This is a genomic window from Brevibacillus ginsengisoli, assembly GCF_050113715.1.
Classification (GTDB): domain Bacteria; phylum Bacillota; class Bacilli; order Brevibacillales; family Brevibacillaceae; genus Brevibacillus_H; species Brevibacillus_H ginsengisoli.
Genome location: NZ_JBNJQR010000007.1, coordinates 203,292 through 230,112, shown reverse-complemented (window position 1 = coordinate 230,112; position 26,821 = coordinate 203,292). Strand labels below are relative to the sequence as shown.

Below are 26,821 nucleotides of genomic sequence, written 5' to 3'. Positions count from 1 at the left end.
GAGTTCGGATATGAAATTAGTGTCTTTTCAAGCGGACGGCTTCATACGAATCGGTTGTCATCTCGACGGTCAAGTCATTGATTTAAACTACGCGTACCAGTCTTTGCTGGAGGCTCAGGGAGTCATTCGCGCCAAACAGATTGCTGACGCGTATATTCCGCCGGATATGGTTGGGTTTTTGCAAGGTGGAGAGGTCAGTTTGGCCTTAGCCAAGGAGGCGGTCGAATTTGTTCGGAGTCATTCGGGGGCGTTGAAATACAAAGTGGTTCATTCGGCTGCTGATGTACGGATGGAAGCTCCGGTGTTGCAGCCAGGAAAAATGATTTGTGTGGGTCATAACTATCGCGAACACATCATGGAAATGGGAAGAGAGATTCCGCCTTACCCTGTCGTCTTTGCCAAGTTTGCCAATACGATTGTGGGGCCAGAGGACGATATTCCTTTCTTTCCAATCTCCGAGCAATTGGATTACGAGGCAGAATTCGCGTTTGTCGTGGGTAAGCGTGCGCGCAACGTTTCGGCAGACCAGGCACTCGCCTATGTAGCGGGGTATACGATCGTCAATGATGTTACGTACCGAGACATTCAAAGAAGAACCATCGAGTGGCTGCAAGGCAAAACGGTGGAGGGAAGCGCTCCTATGGGACCGTGGCTTGTGACGTCGGATGAATTAGGAGACCCTTCCGGATTGGAACTGTTCTTGACAGTGAATGGAGAAGAACGTCAGCGCTCCAACACCCGCAATTTAGTTTTCACCGTTCCTTATTTGGTTGAGTTTCTTTCAGGCTTAATGACGCTGGAGCCAGGAGATGTGATTTTGACAGGCACACCAGGCGGGGTCGGAGTCGCGCGGGATCCTCAAGCGTTTCTGAAGGATGGAGATGTCGTGCGAATTGAAATCGAGCGGATCGGCGTATTGGAGAATCGGGTGAAAAAAGTGGAGCAGGGGGTATAAAATGAGCAATCTCAAAGCAAGTATCCAGGAACTCAACCTATTGACGGATGAGATATTGAAGACGGTGGAGCCCTTGTCGAAAGAGATGATTCGCCAAAAGCCCTCATCTGAAGCGTGGTCCGTCATGGAAATCGTGTGCCATGTGGAAGAGGCTGTACCCTATTGGTTAGCCGAACTGAAGGGTGTCATCCAGGCTCCAGGAACAGAGTGGGGACGCGGACTCCAGGACGAAGGAAGGCTATCAGCAGTGGCGAGTGCCGATGACAGATCGATTGAGGATGTACTGGAAGGAATTCGTCGGAACAAGCAGGAGGCACATCAAGTACTAGGCTCCTTGTCCGAGAGTGATCTCAGTATCGAAGCGCCTAGCCGCAATCCTCGTTTCGGAACTAAGCCGATGTCATTTGTTGTGGATCACTTGTTAGTCGAGCACTTGGATAAGCATCTGGGACAAATCAAACGAACGATTGCGCAGATTTCAGCTTTGAACAATGAAGAAAAAGAAGGGTGATGAGCGGAAATGGCGGAGAAATCGGACTTTTTACAGAGTACGATGGTTCAGGATTTTACAAAAGAGATTGAACGATACCATCTGGGTCCTTTATGGAGTGCCATCCCTGATCTGATGCATAAGCAACCGCAGCCTCAAGCGGTTCCGTACCTATGGAAATGGGAGACGCTGTACGCCAAATTAATGGAAGCGACCCACATTTTTACGCCAGAACGAGGAGGGGAAAGAAGAGCCATTTATCTGCAAAACCCCGGATTGGTGAATCGCCAGCCGTGGGGATGGGCTTCAACCACACAAACGCTGTATGCGGCTGTACAACTGATCCTTCCCGGAGAAACAGCACCTTCTCATCGGCATACGCAAAGCGCTCTTCGCTTTATTACCACCGGGGAAGGGGCTTACTCCATTGTTCAAGGCGAGCGTCTATTTATGGAGGAAGGCGATTTTCTGACCACTCCTCAAGGAATGTGGCATGGACATTCGCATCTGGGGGATAAGCCTATGATCTGGATGGATTGCTTGGACATTCCGTTAATCTATGGCATTGGTGGCACGTTCTTTGATTCTTACCCTGAAAAAATCGAGCCGCCTTCCTTGCCGGACAACTATTCCACCAAACGATATGCTGGGGGGATGGTAAGACCGATCTCGGATCGAACACCGAAAGTAGCGGCTCTTGGAGCGTATAAGTGGAATTTGACGGAGCAAGCGTTACGAAGCTTAAGTGAATTCGAGCCGGATCCTTATGACGGATTCGCAGTGGAGTATATCAATCCTTCCAATGGAGCCACCGCCCATCCGAATGTTGCTTCCTGGATGCAGAAGCTTCCGCCAGGGTTTAAATCCAAGGCGCATCGGCACACACACTCTACTATTTACCATGTGTTCAAAGGATCCGGTTATACCGTGATTAATGGAGTTCAATTCGAGTGGGAACAGGGCGATTTTTTGGTGGTTCCCAACTGGGCGTGGCATGAGCATGTGAATACAACTTCAGAAGACGTCTATCTGTTCTCCGTAAGTGATTTGCCTGTGATGGAGAAGTTCGGTCTGCAAAGAGAAGAGGCCTATTCTGAAAATAATGGACATCAGGATATTCACGATCAATTTGTCCCGCTAGTTCCATAGGGTGGTGAGAGTTTATGGTTCAAACAATCTATGAATATAAGGTGAAATGGGGAGATACCGACGCTGCAGGAATCGTTTTCTACCCAAACTTTTATAAGTGGATGGATCAAGCGACGAGTGAGTTGTTTTACCAATTAGGGTTTCCGTTATCGAAATATTTTGTCGAGCAGAAGATCGGGCTGCCTTTATTGGAAACCCATTGTGTTTTTAAGTCTCCTGCGTTGTTCGAGGACTCCCTGCAGATTGTCTCCAAAGTGGAGGAGCTAAGAGAGAAGGTCTTCAGGGTAAATCATGAATTTTATAGAGGCGAAACGCTTCTCGCGAGTGGATATGAAGTGAGGGCGTGGACATCCTTTCATCAGAGCAAGCCCAAGGCGGTACCGATCCCGGAGGAAGTGAGGAAGGCTTTGTCCGCTGAAAGCGTAATTTCATCATAAGGAAGTGATTCGATGGGATTTATCAATGTGAGTCAAACGATTGACGATTCAAAGCTTAATCGGTTTCACAAGGCCTTAATCTTCTGGTGCTTCCTGATTATTGTGTTTGATGGATATGATTCGGTTATCTACGGCTCGTCGGTTCCTTTACTGATGAAGGAATGGTCTCTGACACCGATTACAGCCGGAGCGATTGGAAGCTATACCGCCATTGGTACAGCGATTGGCGCCATTCTATGTGGCGTGGCGGCAGATAAAATCGGACGCAAAAAAGTCATTTTGTATTGCGTGCTCGTGTTTAGCTTGTTCACGGCATTGGCCGGGTTGGCGAATGATCCGACCTTCTTCACCGTGTTCCGCGTCATCGCTGGCTTGGGACTAGGCGGGGTAATGCCGAATGTAATCGCCTTGACAGCGGATTATGCACCCAGAATGATTCGTAACGCGTTGGTTTCCTTTGTGTTCTGCGGTTATTCGATTGGAGCGGTGCTAGCGGCGCTTGTAAGCAAGAGTCTCCTTCCAACAGTGGGGTGGAAGCCTGTATTTTGGATAGCGGCGATTCCGCTTGTGTTTCTCCCGATTCTAGCGAAAACACTTCCAGAATCGATTAGCATCCTTTTAGCAAAAATGAAACGAGAAGAATTACAAGCGGTACTGAGCAAGGCGAATCCTACTTATAGGGCTGGAAAAAATGACGAATTCGAAAAGCTTAAAGAGAAGGATGCTGGCTCACCTGTCGCGAAGCTTTTTGAAAATAAGCGAACGGTTAGCACCTTGATGTTTTGGATCTGCTTTTTCAGCGCTTTTGTTTTGATTTATGCGATGAACACATGGCTTCCTAAATTAATGATCAACGCCGGTTATGATTTGGGTTCCAGCTTGATGTTCGTGGTTGCCTTAAATTTAGGAGCGATTATCGGGACAATTACACTGGGTAAGCTGACGGACAAAATGGGCTTTAAAAAGGTATTGGTTCCGCTTTATGCCGCGGGTGGAATTGCGATGTTCCTGCTCGGATACAAAACGAATATTGCGATTATTTATATACTCATTGCCATTATTGGGGCGGCATCCGTTGGCGCTCAAAATATAGCAAATGCCTATGTATCCGAATTCTACCCGATGCAAATGAGATCGACAGGACTAGGTGCGGCTTTTGGATTTGGACGAATCGGAGGTATCGTGGCGCCAACTCTGGTAGGAGTCCTGTTAGCCTTGAATTATTCCCTCCAACTGAATTTTGTGATCATCGGAATGGCCGGCGTCATCGCGGCGATCGCTACTCTGTTTGTTCAGGAGAAGCATGGCGGTACGAGTGAGAATGAAAGTAGATATAAAGAATCAGCTGAGTTGAAAGCAGGATTGGAACAACCAGCGGGTAGGTAAAAGGAAAGTCGCTTTGTCGTACTGACAGGGCGGCTTTTTTGTATCTTAAGAAAAACTTAAGCTTTCCCTCGACTTGTTCTGAAGAAGTTTTCGATACGATAACAGCATCTGATAAAAGAACAAGTGAGGCGATTTCAGGATGAGAGCCATGCACGAAAAGCTGTATTTCCTATACAAGTTTATGCGTTCGCCAAAACAAATCGGCAGTGTAACGCCGAGCTCCGTATTTCTGGCGAGAAAAATGCTGGAGCCACTTAAGGGGAGCCAGGTTGCGAGCGTTGCCGAGTTAGGGGCCGGTACGGGTGCGATCACAAGGCATATAGCTACGGTACTACAAAGACCAACGAAGGTGTTGCTGTTCGAGAAGGACCCATATTTGCGAAGCCGCTTGAAAGACGAGTTCCCGAATTATTCCTGCCAGGAAGATGCTTGCAATCTCCAGGAAGCTTTGAAGGAAGTGGATATCGATAGCCTTGACTGCATTTTGAGCGGTCTTCCGTTTTTCAATTTTCCCTCGGAGCTGCGCGAGCAACTTATGCGGGAGATCACTGCTGCGCTAAAGCCGGGTGGACTGTTTATCGCTTTCCAATATTCGCAGCAAATGCGAAAGCGGATCAGCCAAGATTTTGAGATCGAATGCGTTCATTTTGTTCCACTCAACTTTCCCCCTGCGTTCGTATACGTCTGTCGGAAAAGGGGGTCTTCCCTCCATGAGCTATGAATCACTGCTCTCGCTCATCCAGCAGTTCGGCTATGCGGCGTTGTTTCTTTCCTTATGGCTCGGCATTGTCGGCATGCCAATTCCAGATGAAGTCGTCGTCATGACGGGCGGTGCAGTAACGGTGAACGCTCTGCTGCATCCCGTTCCCGCGTTCCTCCTGACGTATCTCGGTGTCGTTTCGGGGCTGTCACTGGGCTATGTGCTCGGCCGATACGCAGGATTGCCAGTGCTGAACAAATTCCGCCGCAAGCGTGGCATGAACAAGTATTTGGAATTTGCTGAGACACTCGTTCAAAAATATGGTAGCTTTGCATTAAGCATCAGTTATTTTTTTCCTGTTGTCCGTCATGTCATGCCATACGTGGTCGGTGCTCACCGAATGACGTTCAGACGCTACGCCCTGTTTTCGTATTCTACCGGATTCGTTTGGACGCTCCTGTTCTTCCTGATCGGTCGTTTCGCAGGCAGTTATGCGGTTGGGCTCGGCACGCTCTTCCATGAATATGGCATGCGTTTCCTATGGCTGTCGTTTGTGCTCGTTTCGGTATGGGCGATTTTTCGCTATGCCTATAAGCCTAAAAAAACAAGGAGGGATCTGGCTTGACTGTCAGCATTCTAGTAACAGATGATGATCCAGAAATTCGCGACATCATCCGAATTTACTTGCAAAATGAAGGCTACCGAGTACACGAGGCACAGGACGGTGTCCAGGCGCTCAATTGTCTGCGCAAGGAAAAGGTCGATTTAATCATATTGGATATCATGATGCCGAACCTAGACGGAATCAAGGCATGCTTCCAAATACGGGCCCTGTCAAAAATTCCGATCATCATGCTTTCCGCAAAAGGCGAAGATATTGACAAAATAACGGGGCTCACAACAGGCGCGGACGATTATGTGGCAAAGCCCTTCAATCCGCTTGAGCTGGTCGCGAGGGTGAAGGCGCAGCTGCGCAGGCAGTCGTTCACAGGTGGTTCCGAGACAGGCAAATCCTCCGTCGACGGCATCATCGAGATCGACGATTTAACCATCGATAAAAATCGGCATCTGGTAACGGTATCGGGCAAAGAAGTGTCGCTTACCCCGATCGAATTCGCCATTCTGGAACTGCTGGCAGGACGACGCGGACATGTGTTCAACGTTGAGCAAATTTACCGGAATGTTTGGAAAGAGGACAAATTTCTATCCGACAATACCGTGATGGTTCATGTGCGGAATATCCGTGAGAAGATCGAGGACAATCCCCGGGAGCCGCATTATATCAAAACCGTTTGGGGAGTGGGATACAAAATTGAATAGAAGCCTCTTTACTCTTCTCAATCGCAAGAAGAGCATCCGCATCCGGATTTTTGGTTCGTTTGTCCTTAGCTTCCTAATAGCATTCATCGTCTCAACTATCATGAACTGGAGCAGCATCTTCGACTTGATAGGGCAGGTTCCCACAATTATCGTTTCTTTCCTGTTATTCATGGGCATCTTTCTGTTAGTATTTTTCATGCTAACGAGGCGAATCGTGCGCTACATGCAAACGCTGGCAAATGGCCTCATGACTATCGCCAAGGGAGATCTCGATTACCGGGTGCCGCTGTCCAATCAAGACGAGCTCGGAGCGGTGGCGCACAATATCAATTACATGGCCGAGCAGCTGCAAAACATGATGAAGAAGGAACGCCAGCTCGAAATGTCCAAAATGGAGCTGATCACGCACGTATCCCATGATTTGCGCACCCCGTTGACCAGTATTATCGGCTATTTGAATTTGCTCAAAAACGACGATTATCACGATCTGGAAGAGCATAAACGATACATTCACAATGCGTTCAACAAGACACAGCAGCTGAAAAAGCTGATCGACGACCTGTTCGATTATACTCGCCTGACCAGTGGCGATGTGAACTTATCATTGCAAACAATCGATATCAACGCGTTGCTTGAGCAAATCGTCACCGAATTCGAGCCGATTGCCCAAGAGCATTCCCTTACCGTCACCAAGATCGGGGATCAGAAGCCTTTGTTCGCGCCCATCGATGTCGAGAAATTCGTGCGGGCCATCGACAATCTCTTGATGAATGCGCTCAAATTCTCCTTAAAGCCTGGCGATATTACGATTCGGCTTACCGAATGTGGCAATAATGCCGTTCTTTCCGTCGAGAACCAAGGCAAACCGATTACTTCAGAGCAGGAAAAGCTGCTGTTCGAACGATTTTACAAGGCGGAACCATCACGACATGACCACGATATGCCGCCCGGGGCTGGACTCGGATTGTCAATCGCAAGCCACATCGTCAAGCTTCATGGTGGAAGGCTGGAATTGGAACATGAGAACGGTTCTTTTACGTTTACGATTGAGCTGCCGGGAGTGGAGTGAACAGTTTAATAGTGAAAATGAAAGAAGATAATAGGAATGGTCGCTTTGTCATATTTGACAGGGCGGCTTTTTTTTGCTCAATAATTTACCATATTGAAAAGTGAAATGTTATTTCTGTCTGCAAACTGTCAAGTTTTATACCGTAGATTTAACTGATAACTACTCGAATTCAGATGAAAAAAGTGTCAGCTTCGTCCTTTGCGATATAGTGCTGGGATAAATGTTTGGTAGAGGTTTTAATAATAACGATAATATTATGGTTGTTTCTCAAGTAAGAAAAATTAAGGTATCTCAGTTAAACTAATGAGTTAATGGGGGTACTTGAAAAATAAATAAAATAAAAAATAGCTATCCGGGAGCCTAAGATTTTTTGTTAGGAAAATTATACCATTTAAACAAATCTAAGGGGAATGAAAGATGAGCGCTCTAGAGCAATTATCCTTTCTGCAACCAGCAATGTTCTCTAATCACTAAAAATGTAACAGTGAAAAGAACTTCACAACTTGTTCAGCGGCCTTTGATAATAACAGTCCACCAAGATTAAAACGGATCAGCACCAAAAATAAGATAACCGTTAATGTGTTTAAGACGAATGCAATTGGCTCCCATACGTTGAATATTTTTTTCATGGTTTCACCCACTTCCTTCCTATCTACTAGATAAGGAAGGAGGGAGAAAGATTTACGAAAGTGAAGTGAAAGAAATGGGATACAACAAACAGGACTCAATACAGGCTAGGATACAGAGACTGGCGAAAAGCTCATTAAACAAGAGATATAGCTTAAGAATAAACAGGTTGCCAAAGTAATCGACATCCGGTGAATTGCGGTAGCAAGAGGGCGGCAATGAGCCCTGGTGGAAAAAATCAGATCCAGAAGAGTGAATTTTCTCACACTCAAACTAAAAGGAATGTTATAGAATTTATGGATATTAATGTTGTTATGGGAGAGAGAGAATTATGAAGAAATTTTTCGCCGGATTCATTGCTGGTGCTATAGTATTTGGAACAGTTGGTGTATTTGCTGCACAAACAAGTATTAACGCTTCAATCTTGCCTTTAAAATTTATCGTAAATGGGCTTGATAAGACACCTGCACAAAACATCTATGTAAGTGGAATATCAAGAGTACCAGCTAGTGTAGTTTATCAAGGTATACCGTATGTTCCAGCTGGACTTGCTGCTTCTTTGATCGGACAACAATATACATACGATGCAAATAATAAGTCAATAAAATTTGGCGTAAATGATCTGAAGGTAAAGAATTTAACTGATGAAAAGCCGTATTACGCAAGTGGATATTATGCATTCAACGAAACACGTAAAATTGCTGGTGTGGAATATAAGAAAAATATATCTATGATGTTTAATTTCACATCTAAACCAGAGTTTGCATACGCATTAAATGGTAACTACAAAGATTTAGAATTTACTCTTGGGTTGGTAGATGGTTATAATACACAAGATACAAAAGTTACAATATCTGCAGATGATAAAGAAATATGGTCAGGAACGCTAAAGAAGGGTTCACTACCAGAGAAAATTAAATTGGATGTTACAGGGGTGCTAAAAATTCAATTTAAGTATGAAGTTGATGAAATGTCACCAATAGAAGTGGTTCTTGCTGATGCAATTTTGAAATTTAAATAGTTCGAAAAGGCGCCAATTTTAGGTGCCTTTTTTATTTCACAACCAGACAGAACACGAACGAGAGGGAGTGTGCCATTATCCAAACGGGGAGCCGATCTAGAATACATGAGAGGTCACTGCCAAGACTCCGATGCTGTGCGTAGTGATGAAATGCCTAATACAAAAATAATCACAACAAAGAGGATATTTACACATTTTAGGGGAATTTAGGAGGTAAGATTCTTCAAGAATGGAGAGGGACTATTTGAAAAGAATAATTGCAGGAACTGTGTTATCCGTATTAGTAATGTCTGGGTGCATTCCTTCTTCAACAACATCTACCGAACCCACCCAACACGTTATTACTGCTAATTCTTCAACTGGAAATGAGTCAGTAAAAACAGAAAATAAATCAGATACGACTCAAAAAGAGCAAAATAAACCAGAAGAAAAAATAAAAGAGTCAAAAATTATACTTGATCATAACTTTTTACCACTATTAGCTAGCGGAGAAATCCAGGGGTTTGATATTTCTATAGGGGCAAATAAAGAGGATGTCCTAAAAAAATATGGAGCAGTCACAGAAGAAGATTATTACGAGGGTGGCAAGTATAGTAAATTGGAAAAGCTTAATAATGGCATTGTATTCTTTGATGATAAAAATCGAGTGTATGCAATTGATCTCGCTGCTTCCAGTTTAGATAAAACTAATCTCGAAGAAATTAAGAAAGCACTAGGTTCACCAGTTAGTGAAGGAGTAAGTGACATTGATGACAGCTATTGTCTTACGTATGAGACTGGAAATGTAACAGTCAATCTTTCTTCTAAAGATAACAAATCACCTGTTGAAACAATAAGTATTATAAATAAGAATTTGTAATCAGAAGCACCACAAAAAATAAAATAGTAGTCATTACCAACGCCGAGAAACCGGCGTTTTACTTTTTTCAAAACAAACTCAATAGGTGGTAGTGATAAAGTAAAAAGAGAAGCAGCGTTTAAGTTATAGCTGAAGTATGGAAAACGACCGGGAAACAAACGCGGGATCGCAAGGCGTACTGCACCTAAATAAGGTGCTTTTCTTTTTGAAACAACACAACACAAAACCTAGTCCGGAGGTGGGGTGAGATGTAATGCCGAAAGCGGAGTAAAACAACAGTAATTCTGTGAAAAATTTATGAAAGTTCACAATAGTGAATCGCAAAATAGCCCGTGTGGGTCAGGGATATCAGAAAGGTCCAATTTATACTGTTTGTGAGCGATATTACTAAGTAAAGGGAGTGAATGAGATGTTGCTCACATCCAAAAAAATACTGGTCCTACCACTTACCTTGTGCTTTCTGTTACAGGGAGGGGCTGTTTTGGCTCATGATACGCATGAGACAGTTCAAGCGGCATGTCAAAATATTGTTCAATCACATGCTGAAGAAGCTCATTTGAAACTGGAAGAATTAAAGATTCCCAGTCTTGATAAGGGAATTGAACTGAATCTGCGTCACAAGTACAATCAAACCAAAGAAAGTTACACCAATAAGGAAATAGTTCTATTCTTGGAGCCGTATAGTGTTCCTTCTGCTGAAGCATTTGATGTACCAGGCTATTCTTGGATGGATAAATTAGCTGGAAAAGGCTATGATACCTGGGCGCTTGATTTCCGAGGGTTTGGAAAATCGACACGTCCAGAGGCGATGAGCAAACCCGCACAAATGAATCCGCCAATTATTCGAGCAACAGATGCAGTCAAAGATTTGCAGGCAGCGGTTGAATATATTAAGAAAACACGTGGAGTCGACAAGATTAATATAGTGGGTTGGTCATGGGGGGCTGTCGTGGCAGGAGAATATGCTTCCGTAAACTCCCAAAATATTCAAAAGCTTGTTCTCTACGGGGCCATGCATGGTTTTTCTCTGCCCGAGATGGCCAAAACATATGAAGCTCCTGATAAGCCTGGTCAACTGAATCCCAAGATGCCTGCGTATCAGACGATCCCTTTTGAACCAGCCATGCACCATTGGCACATGATGTTGAATGGCAGAGACTTGGTTTCTGAAGATGCCATGAAAGCAGTGCAAAAGGTATTTTTAGCCTCGGACCCGGCAAGTGAAACTGCACCTAATCATGCTATTCGAAGACCAATGGGGCCATTGGTAGACTTATATAATATTTGGAGCAATAAACCGATTTTTGACGCCTCCAAGATTACAGCCCCTGTTTTGGTGATTCGCGGTGATTCAGACTTCTTCGCTGATCCGACCTTAATCAACAAACTGACTAATACCAAAGAGAAAAAAGAAGTTGTTGTTTCGGAAGCTACACATTGGTTAATGTACGAGAATCATCGAGATCAATTGTTTGACGAAACGGAACGCTTTTTGCTAGAGACGAGAACTACTAATCCAGTCATCAAATAAGTACCAACAAGTAGAGTCATTAAAAAGGACAGTCAGGGTGTTTTTCCCTGACTGTCCTTTTTTTGTAATATCGAAATGTTTAATTGCTTTTACAGAGTTAAAGCAATTAAACATTTCTTCCATTTGCGCAAGCTCACCGAAGAAAAGACTTCGTCACTGAAGACTCATTTTAAGCGAAACCCAGCGGCGTTTCAGGCCCCCGATGAGAGGGGCAGTGAGCGAAGGAAGGAAAAGAGTCGGCATTCTTTACATCAGACTGAGAAGCGAAGTGATTTTCTTGTCGACTCCCTTCCGCAGTGAACGGAGCGGACAGTTCCAGCATCAGAGCAAGCTTAAACAGAGCGAATAGGGACGAAGTCTTTTCTCATCTTCGCCATCCTTTGTTCATCCGTTGTTCATATTCCTCCTCTATATTGGTTTACATAGCTATGACCATATTGTGGTGAATTTGGTAACAAAGGAGGCATCGGACTGGTGAAGTGGCTAACCAATCTTTCGATAAAAAATCCGGCAGCGGTAATCATCATCTCTTTATTTGTGGCGTTGGGTGGTATTTTTTCGTTTTTTACCATCAACATCGAGAGCGAACCGCAGGCTAAATTGGGCATGCTCACCATCTCTACTACATATCCCAACGCTTCGTCCAAAGACGTGCTCGAAGATGTGACGAAGCCTTTGGAAAAAGAAATGGACTCAATCAGCGGCATCAAGTCCTATACGTCCAGTTCGCAGGAGAACTTTTCGATGTTGACTGTTTCCATTGAAGCGAATGCGGATATGGACAAAGTGAAGGACGAGGTGGATAAGCGGGTATCCGGTGTCAAGCTGCCAAGTGGTGCTGGCCACCCAAAAGTGAAACTGCGGATTGTCGGCAGCGAGCCGATGTATTTTTTATCGATTAGCAATGAAGGGCAGTCAAGATCAACCGTAGCGTTTAATCATTTGGTAGACGACAAGTTCATTGAGGATTTGCAGAGTATTGATGGGGTCGAATCGGTTGAGGCAATCGGTACGGAGAAAAAAGTGATCCGAATAAGACCGAAAATGGAGTCTCTGCGTTTTTATAAAATGTCCGTTACTGATCTGAAAAAGGCGATTGAAGCTCAGCATTTCTCTTCGTCTGTGGGAAGTGTTACCGTGGACGGCATGGACTACATTACGCGAATCGACAATCAATACACCAACCTTCAGGACATTATAGACACGAGATTGCCCCTTCCCGCTAATGGAAGCGCTCAACAAGGATTTGTCCAATTGGGCGATTTGGCGGATGTCCAATGGGAGTTTGACCACACGTCGGTCAGCCGTTTGAACGGAAAACCTGCTGTTGCTATCCAAATCTCCAAGACATTTGAAGGAAATATCGTCAATGTCAGCGATCAAATCCAGCAAAAAATGGAGCAGTATCAAAAAGAGTATCCTGATCTGAAATTTGAAATCGTTTCCGATCGATCCGATTTTGTCAAATCATCGATTGGGGGGATGGCCAAAGAGGGAGCCATGGGGATCGTTATGGCGATCCTGGTGATCTTTTTGTTCCTGCGCCATTTAAAATTGACGCTCATCGTGCTGGTCTCGATTCCGCTTAGTATTCTGGTTAGCGTCATGTTCTTGAAATTGAATGACATCAGCATTAATCTGATGAGTCTGTTCGGGATGACGGTCGCTATTGGACGGGTCGTGGACGATAGCATCGTGGTTATCGAAAACATTTACCGCCGAAATCAAACCGGGATTCGGGACAATCAAACCATTATTCAAGCAGTAGGCGAAGTCGCGGGCGCTATCACCTCTTCTACGCTTGCTACGGTCGCTGTCTTTTTGCCGATCGCTTTCGTGAGTGGTATTACGGGCGATTTCTTCAAGCCTTTTGCGGTAGCTGTAGCCTGGTCACTGCTGGCCTCCTTGATTGTGGCGGTCACGTTGGTTCCTCTTCTCGCAAGTGTGACCATGCGCAAGGAAAAGGTAAAAAAAGAACTTCCCGAAGGCCGTCTTGCCTCGCTGTACCCCAAAATATTGCTCAGGGCGCTTGAAAACAAAGGGAAAGTGGCGCTGATTACGGTCATCATCCTGAGTGCCAGCGTCGGGTTAGCGACAAGATTGCCGTTAGGATTTCTGCCGGATATCAACTCCAATCTGCTCTTTATCAAAATGAACATGCCGATCGGAACCTCTTTGGACACGACAAGCAAGCATGTCCAACAAATAGAGAATGTCATCATGAAGCAACCTGAAGTGCTGTATGTCCAAAGTAAAATGGGTGCGCCAAAGGATGAAGCCAAGCAAACCAATCTGGCGGATATGACGATTAAGCTGAAATCAGGAGTGGACGAAGACGAAGTCCAGAAGCAGATTCGATCTAATGTAGAACCTCTGATTCCCGCAGATGCACAAGTCACGTTCAGCAAGCCATCCGCAGGTGGTCAAGGAGGGTACCAGGCCGTATTGTACGGGGCTGATTTCGATACGTTGAAAGAAGCGGCTTCACTGGTCGAAGCCAAAATCAAAACTAATCCATTATTGACCAACGTAAAAGACAATGTCTCCGACAGACGAGGGCAACTCTCCATCCATGTTGATCGAGATCGCGCAATGCAGTGGGGGCTCACCCCTGATCAAGTATCAAGGGAGCTGGCTGTCGCTGTTGGCACGAGCAACCTGAGGAGCGTCGAGCTGAACGGAGAAGAATACGATCTCGTATTCGGTACGGATGATGCCATTTCGATGGAGAAGCTTGCGGATCTGTCGGTGACATCCCCGATGGGACAACAGGTTCCTTTAAAAGAGATCGTGTCACTGCGAAAAGAGGAGGTACCTACCTCACTGCTTCGTAAAGAAGGAAAACCGTATATCCAGATTACCGCTGATATCCTTGGTGAGGATAAAGGTGGCATCTCGCAAAAGCAAACGGATGCATTGAAACAGCTGAAGCTTCCTGAAGGAGTGACCATCAGCTCTGAGGGCGTCCAACAGGATATGCAAAAAGGCTTTATTGAGATGTTTGCGGCAATGGGAGCGGCTGTCCTGCTGATCTTGCTCGTTATGGTCGCTTCTTTCGGGAATTTTACGTCGCCTTTGGCTGTACTTCTTTCCTTGCCGCTCGCCTCTATTGGCGGCTTGCTGGGATTGTGGCTATCTGGCGGTGTGTTGGATATGACCGTGTTGATCGGCTTTTTGATGCTGATCGGTATTGTGGTGACCAACGCCATTGTACTGATCGACCGAGTCCAACAACGGATGAATGCAGGTATGAACGTTCGAGAGGCTCTTCTGGAAGCTGGCAAGACTCGTCTGCGACCGATCATGATGACGGCGGTTGCCACCATCGCAGCCTTGCTCCCGCTTGCACTCGGGTTCTCAGAAGACAGTTTACTGTCAAAAGGTCTCTCCACAGTCGTCATAGGCGGTCTGATCTCGTCCACTTTGATGACGCTGGTGGTCATCCCTGTGGGGTATGAAAGTCTGTACCGTCTGGTTAATCGCAAGCGAATCAAGGAACAAAGCGGTAATGCCAGCCAGGCCATGTGAGGAGGAAATTCATGATGATACCAAAATGGGTAATCGGTGTGAGCGCGAGCATTTTCGTATTGTTAGGCCTCACGCTTAGCGGTTGCAGTTCTCAGCAGAAGGGGCAAAGTGAAGAACAGGTCGTTCCTTCTCCTGTGTCCGTTACGGTGCAATCGATGAAAGAAGAGATGTTCTCCAACAAACAGACGTTAAGTGGAAGCGTTGCGGCCAAGGATTCAGGCACCGTGATTCCACAAACAACGGGAGTTCTCACCAATCTATACGTGAAAAAGGGAGACACCGTAAAAAAGGGCCAAGTGATTGGAGAAATCGACAGTTCCCAGAAGCAGTTGGATGTGAGGGAAGCACAGACGAAGCTTGCGGAGGCGAATGCTCGACTAACGCAGGCAAAAACCGTACAAACCGCTGGGGGTATCAACTCCTCGTCGGCGCTGGCAGAACAATCGTTGCAGAACGCCAGAGAAAGCTACGAGCGGGTGAAAAAATTGGTGGAAGCCGGTGCCTTGCCTGCTTCTCAGCTGGATGCCGCGGAAGCTGATTGGATTCGCTCCCAAAATAACTACCGAACCACCAACGTCTCAGACGCCAAGGATCAGGCGGGGATCGCCATCTCTTCCGTCGGCGTTGAAGAAGCGAAGGTGTCATTGGAGAAAGCGAAAAAAGCGCTGAATGATACCAAAATTAGAGCCTCCGTAGACGGAACGATTAACAGCCTTCCCGTATCGGTCGGGAACGTTGTCTCTCCACAAGCCTCCGTTGCCGAAATCGTTTCCCTGGATCACCTGCTTGTTACGATCCAGGTGACCGAAGATGTTTTATCCAACCTGACGCAAGGGAAGCGAGATCAGGTGTCCATTCCCTCAATCGGGCTGGAAACAACGGGCCAGGTATCCTTCATTGGAGTTTCTTCTTCTCAAACGAAGCTGTATCCGGTAGAAATCAGCTTGGATAATCATTCCGCTTCCATTCGTCCCGGGATGAGAGCCGAGGTTTCAATCGCCAGCCAGAAGGAGCAGAAGGGATTCATTTTGCCAACAGAGGCCATTGTGCAATTGGATGGAAAAAACTTCGTCTTCCTTGTAAAAGAGGGGCGAGCGGTCAAGCAGGAAGTAAAAATCATAGATAGCAACGTATCCTCCGTGTTAATAGGAGAAGGACTTCATCCTGGCGATTTGGTCGTAGTCTCGGGGCAAACAGATTTACAGGACAACAACCTGGTAACCGTGGTAAAAAAATAAGAAAAAGGCAAACCACTTTGGCTGGATCGAATGGATGAGGCAAGTGGTTTGCTTGCTTTGCGTTTTGTGAATCGAGTAACATGGTGTACACAGAGCGCACATTTATTCTTGGGGTGTCATTCGTCATTCAAATCTTGGGCTTGAGTTCGACGAAGTTGGAGGGAATCATGATGAAGTTATCGATTCTAATTGCGGACGATGATCCGTCTATTCGGGAATTATTACAATTTTATCTGCAAAGAGAAGGGTATCAGGTAGTGGTTGCATCCGATGGAGCGATGGCATCCGACATATTGGACCGTGAACAGATTCATCTCGCGGTAGTCGATGTGATGATGCCGGGGAAAAACGGTTGGGAGCTATGCCGAGAAATCCGAGAGAATTATGATATCCCCGTCATCCTTCTTACGGCGAAGGGAGAAGTAAAGGATAAAGAGAAAGGGTTCTTGGCTGGTACCGATGATTACCTAACCAAGCCGTTTGAACCAAGAGAACTGTTGTTTCGGATCAAAGCGTTGCTGCGCCGCTATAAAATGGTCAGCAAGGATGTGATTGTCTTCAATCAAACGGTGATTGACCGGATCAGCCACGTGGTGAAGGTTGGAGATGAAGTCATCCATTTGCCGCTAAAAGAATTCGAACTGCTCGCTCAGTTGGCCAGCTTTCCTGATCGGATATTCACACGGGATCAATTGCTGGAGCTGGTTTGGGGTGAGGATTTCGAAGGGGAAAGTAGAACCATTGATGTACATATCAAGCGGTTGCGCGAAAAGTTTGCCGATCGAACCGACGATTTTGTCATTACCACCATTCGCGGATTGGGCTACAAACTGGAGGTGCGTAAATCGTGAAGTCCCTTTACGTCCGGCTGGTTCTCGCCCTTATCGCCATTGTTTTCTGCAGCACAATACTGGGCTTCCTGCTGGCCAACTGGTACTATCAGCAAAATCTGAAATCCTATAATGAACAAAAGATTAGCGGGATCACCGAGGAAATGATCACCATTTATGAACAAAAAGGTTCTTTAAACTTGCACGATTATCTCCAGCATATCGCGAACCTGAATTTTCAACTCTATCTGGTTGACGAAGATGGCAAAGCTACCTTGTTTGGAGATCCGTTCAGGGATCAAGAAATTGACCCGAGTATTGTCAAAAAGGTGCTTTCGGGTGAAATCTACCGGGGGATCACTGAAGAGAAGCACAGCTTGTTTGTCACCGGGTTCTTCTGGAATTCACTGAAAAATAGTGTTGGCCTTCCCTTTACCGCAAATGGAAAGCACTATGCTTTGTTTGTGCGCCCCAACATCGAACGACAGTTTGGGGAGGTTCATATCCTGATGATTGTCCTCTTGGTGGCAACCGTCTTGATCAGTATACTTTTAATCCTTGTATTTACCCGATATCTTGTCAGGCCGATCAAAAAGCTGACGTATGCGACGAACCAATTAGCTGGAGGCAACTACGATATTGAACTCGACATTGCTCGCAAGGATGAGATCGGCAATCTGGCCACCCACTTTGCCAAGATGACACAATCTATCAAACAGCTGGAGGAGATGAGGCAGGAATTCGTGTCCAACGTCTCACACGAAATTCAGTCTCCACTTTCCTCCATTCAAGGCTTTACCCAAGTCATTCGCACAGGTGAATTATCGAGGGAACAGCAAGAGGAGTATCTGGCCATTATTGAAAGAGAAAGTCGGCGCCTATCGTCTCTCAGCAAGCAACTTCTGACCCTTGCCTCATTGGAGAAAGAGACAAGCCTTTATGAGCCGTCTTCCTATCGACTGGATGAACAGTTACGTCAGGTCTTGTTAATGCTGGAGTACCAATGGAAAGAGAAAGATTTGGAAATTGATCTTACGTTGCACAAAACAACGATCAATGCAGACCAGCAATTGCTTAATCTCGTATGGATCAACCTGATTACGAACAGCATCAAGTTCACCGAACCCGGAGGTACGATTTTTATCGAGATATGCCATGATCATGATATTACAGTCATGGTCAAGGATACGGGAGCAGGGATTTCCGAAGAGGAGCTGTCGCATATTTTTGAACGGTTCTATAAAGGAGATAAGTCTCGCAACCGAAATACCTCTGGCACTGGACTTGGACTTGCGATTGTCAAGAAAATTGTGGAAATCGCCAACGGAAGCATCGATGTGAAGAGCAAGCTCGGGGAAGGTACGACGTTTACCGTGAGGCTGCCTAAAGAACCGTAGCGATTAGGGCAATTACAACAATAATAACGAAGTAAATAATGAATAACTTGAGATCGAAAAATTTCCTGTACGGTCTATCAATCAGACAATCATAAAAGTAAGAACCTAGATGTACCAAAGCCACGGTTCCTAATAAATCTAGAAAATGTTTAATAAGTGTGTGGATCATCTCTTTGTCTCCTAAAGGGTTGATATCTTAGGGGCTATTTCAAACAATAGCCCTTTTTTGCAGAGCCGCTTTGTCGCAACTGACAAGGCGGCTTTTTATTCATAAAACCTCTCTAGCAACACGAATAGCATTCAACACTTTGGGAAAACCGGTATAAAGTGAACAGTGTAGAAGCGCCTCGACGATTTCTTCTTTGGATAAACCGACTCGCATAGCGGCGTTCACATGCACCTGCAATTGCGGCTCGCATCCTCCCTGTGCCGTTAAGGAGCCCAATGTGACCAGCTGCCTTTGTTTCGAATCCAAAGCGGAACGGCTATAAATTTCGCCAAATGTAAAATCGACAATCTGGTTTCCAAGATCAGGGGAGATATTCGCTAGAGACTGAATAACTTCCGTTCCGTGTTCGCCATCAATCTCGATCAGTTTGGCTAGCCCTCTTTCCCGTCTTCCTTTGACGTTAAGAAGTTCATCCTCCACCTTCACTTGCAGCTGAAGGTCTGTAAAAACCTGTTTGGCTACGCCAACCGCATTTAATGAGCGAGGAAACCCGCTAAAAGGAATGCAATGAGTAAAAATCTCCATAATTTCTTCTGGGGTAAGCCCTACCTTTAACCCGAAATGAATATGCCAATTTAATTGGTTTGGACAATCACCCAATGATGTCAAAACGGATAGCGTAATCAATTCTCTTTGTTGATAGCTCAGGGTAGGATTGCTGAATACATGTCCGAAACCTTCGATAATATACCGGCCAACATGAGGAGCAACTTCACTTAACCCATTTAATACTCCGCGAATTCCTTCTTCATAATATTCGTACAAAAAATCCTTCCCTAGTTCAAAAGTTGTTGGATTCATTACTTTTCCTCCCATTCTTTTCTTCTAATTCTTTTTCCCATTCTCGGTACTCAGCTATTTTGGTGACGAGCGCTTCCATATGTTCCTGAAGCTGTTCAATATGTTCCGTAACCTTCTGCTGATGCGCCTCCAGAAGTACTCTCCTCTCTTTGGAGGTTGCGGGTCCTTGTCTTCTTAACTCGGCAATCTCCTGCATTTGACGGATCGACATCCCCGTTGTTCGCAGCCTGACCAAAAAACGAATCCAGCCCAAATCTTGCTCCGAATACAGGCGATGACCTTTGGTGTCTCGGGAGATGGAATGAATCAAGCCATTTTTCTCATAGTAGCGGAGGGTATGTTCGCTGATGCCGCTAAGGATTGCGATTTCTTTGATTCCATAGTGTTTATCCATAGAGTAAGTGTACTAATTAGAGTGCGCTCTAAGTCAAATGATTTTTGCCGCTAAAAGATTCTGAGTAGGAAGTGTTCCCCGGTTCTTCTACATTTTGCATAAGCCAATAGTAATAGGAAAAACTATCCTTGTTGATTAAATAGGGGAGGTTGAAATTCTGGTGAATAAACAACCATTGGCGCCGCATGAATCGTTGGAGCTTCATGAAGCGCTAAACTTTAAAACACTTTGTTTAGCCAAGTCTAAACTCATGCAAGGCCTTGTTTTTGATCAGGAATTGAAGGCGTTAATGCAAAAAGATGTCGTCCAATCTACCCAAGCTATTGCCCAGCTCCAAGAAATTTACTCGAGAAGCCCATTTCAGGCGCCTGTTCCGCAAAGCCGCCCTACTCCCATCCTGAATTGAAGGTGAAAACGATATGAATCAAGATTATTTGGACCCGATCAATGCTTTAAACATGCCGGAAATAGCGGACATGACCTTTGCCATGGATTTCCTCATGCGCGCCAAAGAGGGAGTCAGAAATACAGCAATCGCTTTGACGGAAACGACTTCGCCCGATGCGAGGGCATTTCTACGAAATCAACTTAGACAAGGGATTGCGATGCATCAGGAGACTACAGAACTGATGCTCCGCAAGAAATGGTTTCATCCTTACGAGCTGAATGAACAATACAAGCTGGATCAGCTCTCGGCCAAAAATACGCTGATGATCGGGCAAATGAATTTGTTCCCTGAGGATACCTCGCGTAAAGGGATGTTTGATCGGACGCCAGATGAGCACATTGGAGGAAGTCAAGGATGAAAGCTGTCACCTATCAAGGCCTCAAGAACGTTGTCGTCAAGGACGTACCTGATCCCAAGATCGAGAAGCCTGACGATATGATCGTCAAAATAACGAGTACGGCCATCTGCGGTTCCGACCTGCACCTGGTCCATGGAATGATTCCGAACTTGCAGGAGAATTACATCATCGGGCATGAGCCGATGGGGATCGTGGAAGAGGTAGGCCATGGTGTGACGAAGCTCAAGAAGGGCGATCGCGTCATTATTCCGTTCACCATCGCTTGCGGGGAGTGCTTCTATTGCAAGAATCATCTGGAAAGCCAATGCGACAATTCCAATGACAACGGGGACATGGGTGCCTACTTCGGGTATACCGGAACAACTGGAGGGTACCCTGGGGGCCAGGCTGAATATTTACGGGTTCCTTTTGCCAACTTCACTCATTTTAAGGTTCCCGAAAGCTGCGAGGAGCCTGATGAAAGCCTGGCATTGATCGCCGATGCGATGACGACCGCCTTCTGGTCAGTGGATAACGCGGGAGTGAAGGAAGGGGATACGGTAATTGTGCTTGGCTGCGGCCCCATTGGGCTCTTGGCGCAGAAGTTTTGCTGGCTGAAAGGCGCTAGGCGGGTCATCGCTGTCGACTATGTGGAATACCGCCTGCAGCATGCGAAGCGGACGAACAACGTGGAAATAGTTAATTTTGAGCAGGAGAGCAACGTCGGAAACTATCTCAAGGAAATCACACAAGGCGGCGCTGATGTCGTCATTGACGCCGTCGGGATGGATGGCAAGATGAGTGACCTGGAATTCCTCGCAAGCGGACTTAAACTGCAGGGGGGGACGATGAGCGCGCTCGTCATTGCCACACAAGCTGTCCGTAAAGGAGGAACTATCCAGATTACGGGAGTGTATGGGGGACGCTACAACGGTTTCCCGCTAGGCGATATCATGCAGCGCAACATCAATATTCGGTCTGGACAAGCCCCCGTTATTCACTATATGCCCTACATGTATGAATTGATTACGACGGGCAAGGTGAATCCGGGAGACATTGTGACACATGTCATTCCGCTAAGTGAAGCCAAGCGCGGATATGAAGTGTTTGACACTAAGACAGAAAATTGCATCAAAGTCATTCTGAAGCCTTGAATCTGCCAGAGTTATGGGAGGAAACAACGAGATGACGTCCAATTACGCTTTACATGAGATGTTGGAGGTTCATGAAATAGCCGCTTTCAAAACGATTTCCCTGACGAAATCCAAGACAATGCAAGCGCTGGTGTCCGATCCGGAGCTAGTCGAAATCTTGAAGCAAGATGTTCTGCTGTCTACCCAGCAACTACAGGAACTCGGTGAATTGTTGTCTAATGCGACTGTACAGGAGGTAGGCACATGATCCCAATCCTAGAGAAACTGATGGGGATGGATACGCTGACCGATGAAGTCATTGCGATGGACTTCCTGATCAGTGCCAAGAGTGGAGTAAGAAACTACGCCATGGCTGTCACAGAATGTGCTACACCGGAAGTCAAGGCCGTCCTAGTGAAACATCTTGAGGAAGCTATCGATACTCATGAGAGGATTACGAACTATCTGATCAATCGAGGCTTGTACCATCCCAACAATCTGCTTGAGCAAACAAGGCTCGATCTGCAAAACATCCAAACGGCCGTGAATATTCCTTCATAAATGCAGCAAATGAAGAGCTTTCCAAGTGAAGGCTCTTTTTATTTTTCCAAAAGAAGGAGCCCCGAATTTTCATCGTTTTTTCAGAAATTTTCATTATGATGGGGATAGGTTACATACTTGAGAACGAGGTGGTGTGCCTTCATGGCTAAACAATCGAAGTGGTTGAAATGGAAAATTGGTGGCGGTGTAATCTTCTCAATGGCCGTCATGTTCAATATAGCGAAAGCAGATCCAGAGTTCATCAAAGCCGTTCAAGCCGCTCAGGACACAAACAATTCGTCTGATATGGACAACGAGGTAAGTACAAGCGCTCAAGAGGAAAACCATGCGGACCAAAACAACGAGAAGAACGAGGAGAATTTCAAACCACAAACGGTTATCGCATCCGCAACCGATTCTATTCCGAAAACTCAGCACAACACAACAGTCGTGAATAGTGAGAATCATCAATCAAAAGGAACCGTTCAATCAAAGAAAGTAGAAAGCACAACGAAACGAGTCAACCAAACAGTTTCGAAGCCAGCCACGGTGCATTCACAAACAACCATAGTTGCAAGCAAGCAGCAGGTCGTAAACCATTCAGCACCTGCACCAGTGGTCAGTCACAATCAGACTTCATCATCTAAACCGCCAGCGGATATACCTTCCGCACCGCCAACGGAGGATACGACTGTCGCACCTCCAGAGAGCAGTACCGTCGATAATTCGACTGTTGATAATACAGATCAAAGTCAAATCGATACGACTCCGGTTAGGAAAAAATCACACTCCAGAAGCAGTCATTCATAAAAACAGCGGAGTAAAGTGGAGAGGATACCATGCACCATCAAGTAAAGCTCTATCATCATACTAGCTTTGCAATGAATACGACGATTGAAACGATTTTGGAAAGCACTTCTGATGAGAAAAGCACACATCTAAACAACATGGTTCAAAAATGGTTTCGCTCCACTGAGTCCCGGTTTAGTCGATTTCAGCCAGATAGTGAACTTAGCCTTCTCAATTCACATAGTGGCAAGCTTGTATTGATTTCGGATGACATGGCAGAGGTGCTGTCACTCGCCCAGAACTTTTCGGGTGAGACACAGGGGATTTTTACACCGTTTGTCTATGATGCGCTCGTCGCCGCAGGGTATGACCGCTCTTTTGAAAAGGTAAAAGAGGGGAGCAGGGCAAGCTCGCCCGCACCGCAGCCAAGAGATTTCTCCATGTTCCTCGATGTCGGGATGAAAGCCGTTCAATTGCAAGCAGGCACAAGGATTGATCTGGGAGGAATTGTGAAGGGTTGGTCGGCTGAGCGACTGTCTAAAAGACTGGTTAAAAAGCAGGGTGTAAAACGAGGGCTAATGAATGCGGGAGGCGATATCCAGGTATGGGGAGGCAGTAGCGCCGATGAGCCGTGGAATATTGGAATCGCAAATCCCTGGGATAAAGAGAAGGAGATCGCCCTGGTTTCTCTGGAGAATGGAGCAGTGGCTACCTCCAACGTAATCGGGAGATCGTGGAAGCGGGAGCAAGGCCGTGAGGGAAACCACATCATAGATCCTCGTACCATGCAATCATGTACATCGGATGTTGCGCAGTGCAGCATCGTTGGAGAGAGCCTGACCCAATGCGAAATCTGGGCGAAGGTCGCCTGCATAGTAGGGGTCGAGCAGGCCATCTCTTTACTTACAAAGCATGTCCCTCGATTAGAGGCGTTGATTGTTACCAAGACGGGTGACGTTCATTTTATAGGAGACGAACACAGCTTGCAGAACAGGTGGGAGGTCGAATCCCTTCAGAATGTTCACAAGCCAGCAAGGAATGAAGGAGAGGATTGAAGAATGTTGACTCAATTGATATTACACTTGCCCACGTGGGAGATGATTCGAGTTTTGGGAATATCGGCCTATGTGATGCTCTTTGTGGGTGTGAGCCTGGGAATATGTTATAGTATGCCTGGAAGGTCCGGCAAAGCGAAAGCCAACTTGTATAAAATACATTCGGCAGCAACTGTTTCGGGAATGTTTCTGGGAATGTTTCACGCCATGCTGCTGGTGATTGATACGTACGAGCCGTTTGGATGGACGCAGATTCTGGTGCCTTTTTCCGCAGCGGACAAACCACTCTTTACTGGTCTGGGAACGATTGCCGCTTACGGGATGGTCCTGATCATTTTGACAACGGATCTGCGGAATAAGTTGAATAAAAAAGTATGGCGTCTCATTCATATTAGCGCTTATCCAACGTTCATCGCGGCGCTTATTCACGGAATCGGTGTCGGAACGGATACCAAAAACGGCTGGGTGTTTCTCATGTACGTGGCCACTACCATGATTGTCACGGTTCTCTTTATCATTCGAGCGTTTATTGGGGGGAAACGTAGCCTTGCACATACTGCTAGTAGAGGATGACCCTAAACTTGGGCCTTTGCTTCAATATAAACTAAGTCAGGAAATGCATACGGTGGACTGGGTAACGGATCCGGAACTCGTCGATGATTATTTGCGACAAGCCAAATACGATCTGTACATTCTCGACTGGATGATGCCCAGAAAAAGTGGAATCGCCCTCTGTGAGGAGATCCGAGCGAAGAATGACCACACGCCGATCTTGATGCTTACGGCTCGGGATGCTGTAGATGACAGGATTACCGGACTGAACAGCGGGGCGGATGATTATCTGATTAAACCGTTTGCCTTCGGTGAATTATTCGCTAGAGTTAATGCGCTAGCCCGCCGTAGTCCGATTACAGTGTTTCAGGAACCGAAATATGAGTACGCGGGAATTGCGTTGAATCCTCATACGCATGAGGTAAGCCGGGATGGAGAAATACTTCTCTTGACCAAGAAGGAGTTTCAGTTGTTGGAATTTTTTCTCCGTCATGCCGAAAAAGTACTTACTCGGGAGCAAATCTTAAACAGTGTCTGGGGATTGGATGCAAGTATTACACCCAATGCCGTAGATGCGGCGATCAAGCTGCTGCGCAAAAAAGTGGACGATGGGTTTCAACAGAAACTGATTCATAATGTTAGGGGCATCGGCTATCGTCTCTTAAACCAAGAGGAGAATGAACGTGTTTGAGAAAACGAGAAAAAAATTAACCCTCATGTACAGTGGTATGTTGGCATTCATTTTGTTGACAATTTTTCTCGGGTTCTACTTTACCCTTTCTACCATCGTTACACGTAATGAACAGTCGCAATTAGATAATGTTGCAGCGAAAACAATCCATGAATGGGATGAATACCAGAAAAGAATAAGGATGCATGTGCAGCTTCCGGGGATCGATAAGCAGGACAAAATAGACTTTGATTATCTGCAACAAAATCAAATTGCGATGATCGTCACGGAACAGAACCAATTAATTGCTGGCAATCCTCATAATGATTCCAGTCTCTTGGAACAGATTCAAACCAGCATCCTGCAAGACGCCCCCGAAGAAGGACAGATCAATTATTTGCCAATGACATTGGACGCGGGAGCGAAAATATACGCCGTTTATCGACCCCAGGCCAATAAGGGGGATGACACGAGGTTTTATCTCGCGGAAGATGTAACCTGGATGGAGCAGCTATTGCATCAGATGAAATGGATCTTATCGATAGCAGGAGTCATTTTGCTTGCTCTGACATCACTGGTTGGGTATTGGTTTGCTGGGCGCGCCATGGTGCCGATCAACCTGTCCTATAAACGGCAGAAGGAATTTACGACGGATGCCTCTCATGAATTGCGGACACCATTAAGTGTGATCCTCTCTTCCACCGAGATTTTGCAGGAGAAAAAAGAGAGTTTGCCCCCTTTTCATCAAACAGTGCTGCAGAATATGGTGGACGAGATTCACCGAATGATTCGCCTGATCGAACATCTGCTTACCTTATCCAGAAGTGACTTCGAGAAGGATTCGAATCGAATGTTTGACAGCTTTGACTTTCGTTGTGTCGTGCGGGAAGTGACAGAGAGAATGCAAATTGCGGGTTCTCTGAAAGGTGTGTCTGTTGTCAACCAAGACGAACAGGTGACACAACCTGTTAACTGCCATGGAGACATCGACAGCATCCGTCAATTGCTCTATATTTTGCTTGATAACGCGGTAAAATACAGTGAGGCAGGCGGGACAGTAGAGGTTCATGTGACGACTGAGAGCAATCATCGACTCATCTGTACGGTGCGTGACCATGGTTGCGGCATTCCCGAGGAAGATTTGCCTTATGTCTTTGAACGGTTTTATCGGGCGGATAAATCACGGTCTCGGGAAGTGGAAGGGACAGGCCTCGGATTATCCATAGCCGACCAAATTGTCAAAACGCACAAGGGACAGATCAGCGTAACAAGTTCAAAAGAGAAAGGAACCGTATTTACCGTGATTTTACCAATCAATAAGACTAGAGGTAGGTAG

The 26,821-nt window shown here is 46.0% G+C and carries 28 protein-coding genes; 26 read left to right on the top strand and 2 right to left on the bottom strand.

Annotated features, from left to right (window positions below):
- Positions 1 to 10: 10 nt before the first annotated feature.
- The 16 genes from ACQCN2_RS15885 (at position 11) to ACQCN2_RS15810 (ending at position 18,537) form a co-directional block, all read left to right on the top strand.
- Positions 11 to 955 (top strand): fumarylacetoacetate hydrolase family protein, encoded by a 945-nt coding sequence (locus ACQCN2_RS15885; protein WP_426929918.1) that lies wholly within the window; start codon positions 11 to 13, stop codon positions 953 to 955.
- A 1-nt stretch (position 956) separates the two neighbouring features.
- Positions 957 to 1,466 (top strand): DinB family protein, encoded by a 510-nt coding sequence (locus ACQCN2_RS15880; protein WP_426929917.1) that lies wholly within the window; start codon positions 957 to 959, stop codon positions 1,464 to 1,466.
- Between the two features lie 9 nt (positions 1,467 to 1,475).
- Entirely contained in the window at positions 1,476 to 2,594 is a 1,119-nt protein-coding gene (locus tag ACQCN2_RS15875; RefSeq protein ID WP_426929916.1) for a cupin domain-containing protein, read from the top strand.
- A 14-nt stretch (positions 2,595 to 2,608) separates the two neighbouring features.
- On the top strand, positions 2,609 to 3,031 hold the full coding sequence (locus ACQCN2_RS15870; RefSeq protein WP_426929915.1) for an acyl-CoA thioesterase: 423 nt from the start codon (positions 2,609 to 2,611) through the stop codon (positions 3,029 to 3,031).
- Between the two features lie 12 nt (positions 3,032 to 3,043).
- The gene (locus ACQCN2_RS15865) at positions 3,044 to 4,417 is read left to right on the top strand and encodes an MFS transporter (RefSeq protein ID WP_426929914.1); all 1,374 of its coding nucleotides are present in this window, start codon (positions 3,044 to 3,046) and stop codon (positions 4,415 to 4,417) included.
- 139 nt (positions 4,418 to 4,556) lie between these two features.
- Positions 4,557 to 5,138, top strand: coding sequence for a class I SAM-dependent methyltransferase (locus tag ACQCN2_RS15860; protein ID WP_426929913.1), 582 nt, complete (start codon positions 4,557 to 4,559; stop codon positions 5,136 to 5,138).
- Positions 5,128 to 5,742: a DedA family protein gene (locus ACQCN2_RS15855; protein ID WP_426929912.1), complete on the top strand. Its 615-nt coding sequence runs from the start codon at positions 5,128 to 5,130 to the stop codon at positions 5,740 to 5,742. The genes ACQCN2_RS15860 and ACQCN2_RS15855 overlap by 11 nt, the downstream gene beginning before the upstream one ends.
- On the top strand, positions 5,739 to 6,437 hold the full coding sequence (locus tag ACQCN2_RS15850) for a response regulator transcription factor (RefSeq protein ID WP_426929911.1): 699 nt from the start codon (positions 5,739 to 5,741) through the stop codon (positions 6,435 to 6,437). The genes ACQCN2_RS15855 and ACQCN2_RS15850 overlap by 4 nt, the downstream gene beginning before the upstream one ends.
- Positions 6,430 to 7,506 (top strand): sensor histidine kinase, encoded by a 1,077-nt coding sequence (locus tag ACQCN2_RS15845; protein WP_426929910.1) that lies wholly within the window; start codon positions 6,430 to 6,432, stop codon positions 7,504 to 7,506. The genes ACQCN2_RS15850 and ACQCN2_RS15845 overlap by 8 nt, the downstream gene beginning before the upstream one ends.
- A gap of 958 nt (positions 7,507 to 8,464) precedes the next feature.
- Entirely contained in the window at positions 8,465 to 9,154 is a 690-nt protein-coding gene (locus ACQCN2_RS15840; RefSeq protein ID WP_426929909.1) for an NPCBM/NEW2 domain-containing protein, read from the top strand.
- Between the two features lie 244 nt (positions 9,155 to 9,398).
- The gene (locus ACQCN2_RS15835; RefSeq protein ID WP_426929908.1) at positions 9,399 to 10,013 is read left to right on the top strand and encodes a DUF4309 domain-containing protein; all 615 of its coding nucleotides are present in this window, start codon (positions 9,399 to 9,401) and stop codon (positions 10,011 to 10,013) included.
- Between the two features lie 481 nt (positions 10,014 to 10,494).
- Positions 10,495 to 11,544: an alpha/beta hydrolase gene (locus ACQCN2_RS15830; protein ID WP_426929907.1), complete on the top strand. Its 1,050-nt coding sequence runs from the start codon at positions 10,495 to 10,497 to the stop codon at positions 11,542 to 11,544.
- 474 nt (positions 11,545 to 12,018) lie between these two features.
- Positions 12,019 to 15,072 (top strand): efflux RND transporter permease subunit, encoded by a 3,054-nt coding sequence (locus ACQCN2_RS15825; RefSeq protein WP_426929906.1) that lies wholly within the window; start codon positions 12,019 to 12,021, stop codon positions 15,070 to 15,072.
- Between the two features lie 11 nt (positions 15,073 to 15,083).
- A complete protein-coding gene (locus tag ACQCN2_RS15820) occupies positions 15,084 to 16,310 on the top strand; it encodes an efflux RND transporter periplasmic adaptor subunit (RefSeq protein ID WP_426929905.1) in 1,227 nt (408 codons plus the stop codon).
- A 170-nt stretch (positions 16,311 to 16,480) separates the two neighbouring features.
- A complete protein-coding gene (locus ACQCN2_RS15815; protein WP_426929972.1) occupies positions 16,481 to 17,161 on the top strand; it encodes a response regulator transcription factor in 681 nt (226 codons plus the stop codon).
- Entirely contained in the window at positions 17,158 to 18,537 is a 1,380-nt protein-coding gene (locus ACQCN2_RS15810) for a sensor histidine kinase (protein WP_426929904.1), read from the top strand. Before ACQCN2_RS15815 ends, ACQCN2_RS15810 begins: the two co-directional genes overlap by 4 nt.
- 268 nt (positions 18,538 to 18,805) lie before the next feature.
- On the opposite strand, the gene ACQCN2_RS15805 is transcribed toward ACQCN2_RS15810, so the two are convergent.
- Positions 18,806 to 19,567, bottom strand: coding sequence for a carboxymuconolactone decarboxylase family protein (locus ACQCN2_RS15805; protein ID WP_426929903.1), 762 nt, complete (start codon positions 19,565 to 19,567; stop codon positions 18,806 to 18,808).
- On the bottom strand, positions 19,548 to 19,961 hold the full coding sequence (locus ACQCN2_RS15800; RefSeq protein ID WP_426929902.1) for a MerR family transcriptional regulator: 414 nt from the start codon (positions 19,959 to 19,961) through the stop codon (positions 19,548 to 19,550). The genes ACQCN2_RS15805 and ACQCN2_RS15800 overlap by 20 nt, the downstream gene beginning before the upstream one ends.
- A gap of 160 nt (positions 19,962 to 20,121) precedes the next feature.
- On the opposite strand from ACQCN2_RS15800, the gene ACQCN2_RS15795 reads away from it, so the two are divergent.
- From ACQCN2_RS15795 to ACQCN2_RS15750, 10 genes are all read left to right on the top strand, one after another.
- On the top strand, positions 20,122 to 20,367 hold the full coding sequence (locus ACQCN2_RS15795) for a spore gernimation protein GerQ (protein WP_426929901.1): 246 nt from the start codon (positions 20,122 to 20,124) through the stop codon (positions 20,365 to 20,367).
- Between the two features lie 13 nt (positions 20,368 to 20,380).
- Entirely contained in the window at positions 20,381 to 20,767 is a 387-nt protein-coding gene (locus ACQCN2_RS15790; RefSeq protein WP_426929900.1) for a spore coat protein, read from the top strand.
- Complete coding sequence (locus ACQCN2_RS15785) at positions 20,764 to 21,900, top strand: zinc-dependent alcohol dehydrogenase (protein WP_426929899.1); 1,137 nt, start codon at positions 20,764 to 20,766, stop codon at positions 21,898 to 21,900. The genes ACQCN2_RS15790 and ACQCN2_RS15785 overlap by 4 nt, the downstream gene beginning before the upstream one ends.
- Positions 21,901 to 21,931: 31 nt before the next feature.
- The gene (locus tag ACQCN2_RS15780) at positions 21,932 to 22,147 is read left to right on the top strand and encodes a hypothetical protein (protein ID WP_426929898.1); all 216 of its coding nucleotides are present in this window, start codon (positions 21,932 to 21,934) and stop codon (positions 22,145 to 22,147) included.
- Positions 22,144 to 22,440, top strand: a complete 297-nt coding sequence (locus ACQCN2_RS15775) for a spore coat protein (protein ID WP_426929897.1) — start codon at positions 22,144 to 22,146, stop codon at positions 22,438 to 22,440. Before ACQCN2_RS15780 ends, ACQCN2_RS15775 begins: the two co-directional genes overlap by 4 nt.
- Before the next feature lie 141 nt (positions 22,441 to 22,581).
- Positions 22,582 to 23,229: a hypothetical protein gene (locus ACQCN2_RS15770; RefSeq protein WP_426929896.1), complete on the top strand. Its 648-nt coding sequence runs from the start codon at positions 22,582 to 22,584 to the stop codon at positions 23,227 to 23,229.
- 29 nt (positions 23,230 to 23,258) lie between these two features.
- On the top strand, positions 23,259 to 24,263 hold the full coding sequence (locus tag ACQCN2_RS15765; RefSeq protein ID WP_426929895.1) for an FAD:protein FMN transferase: 1,005 nt from the start codon (positions 23,259 to 23,261) through the stop codon (positions 24,261 to 24,263).
- Positions 24,264 to 24,266: 3 nt separating this feature from the next.
- A complete protein-coding gene (locus ACQCN2_RS15760) occupies positions 24,267 to 24,836 on the top strand; it encodes a ferric reductase-like transmembrane domain-containing protein (protein WP_426929894.1) in 570 nt (189 codons plus the stop codon).
- Entirely contained in the window at positions 24,811 to 25,506 is a 696-nt protein-coding gene (locus tag ACQCN2_RS15755) for a response regulator transcription factor (RefSeq protein ID WP_426929893.1), read from the top strand. The genes ACQCN2_RS15760 and ACQCN2_RS15755 overlap by 26 nt, the downstream gene beginning before the upstream one ends.
- On the top strand, positions 25,499 to 26,821 hold the full coding sequence (locus ACQCN2_RS15750) for a sensor histidine kinase (RefSeq protein WP_426929892.1): 1,323 nt from the start codon (positions 25,499 to 25,501) through the stop codon (positions 26,819 to 26,821). Before ACQCN2_RS15755 ends, ACQCN2_RS15750 begins: the two co-directional genes overlap by 8 nt.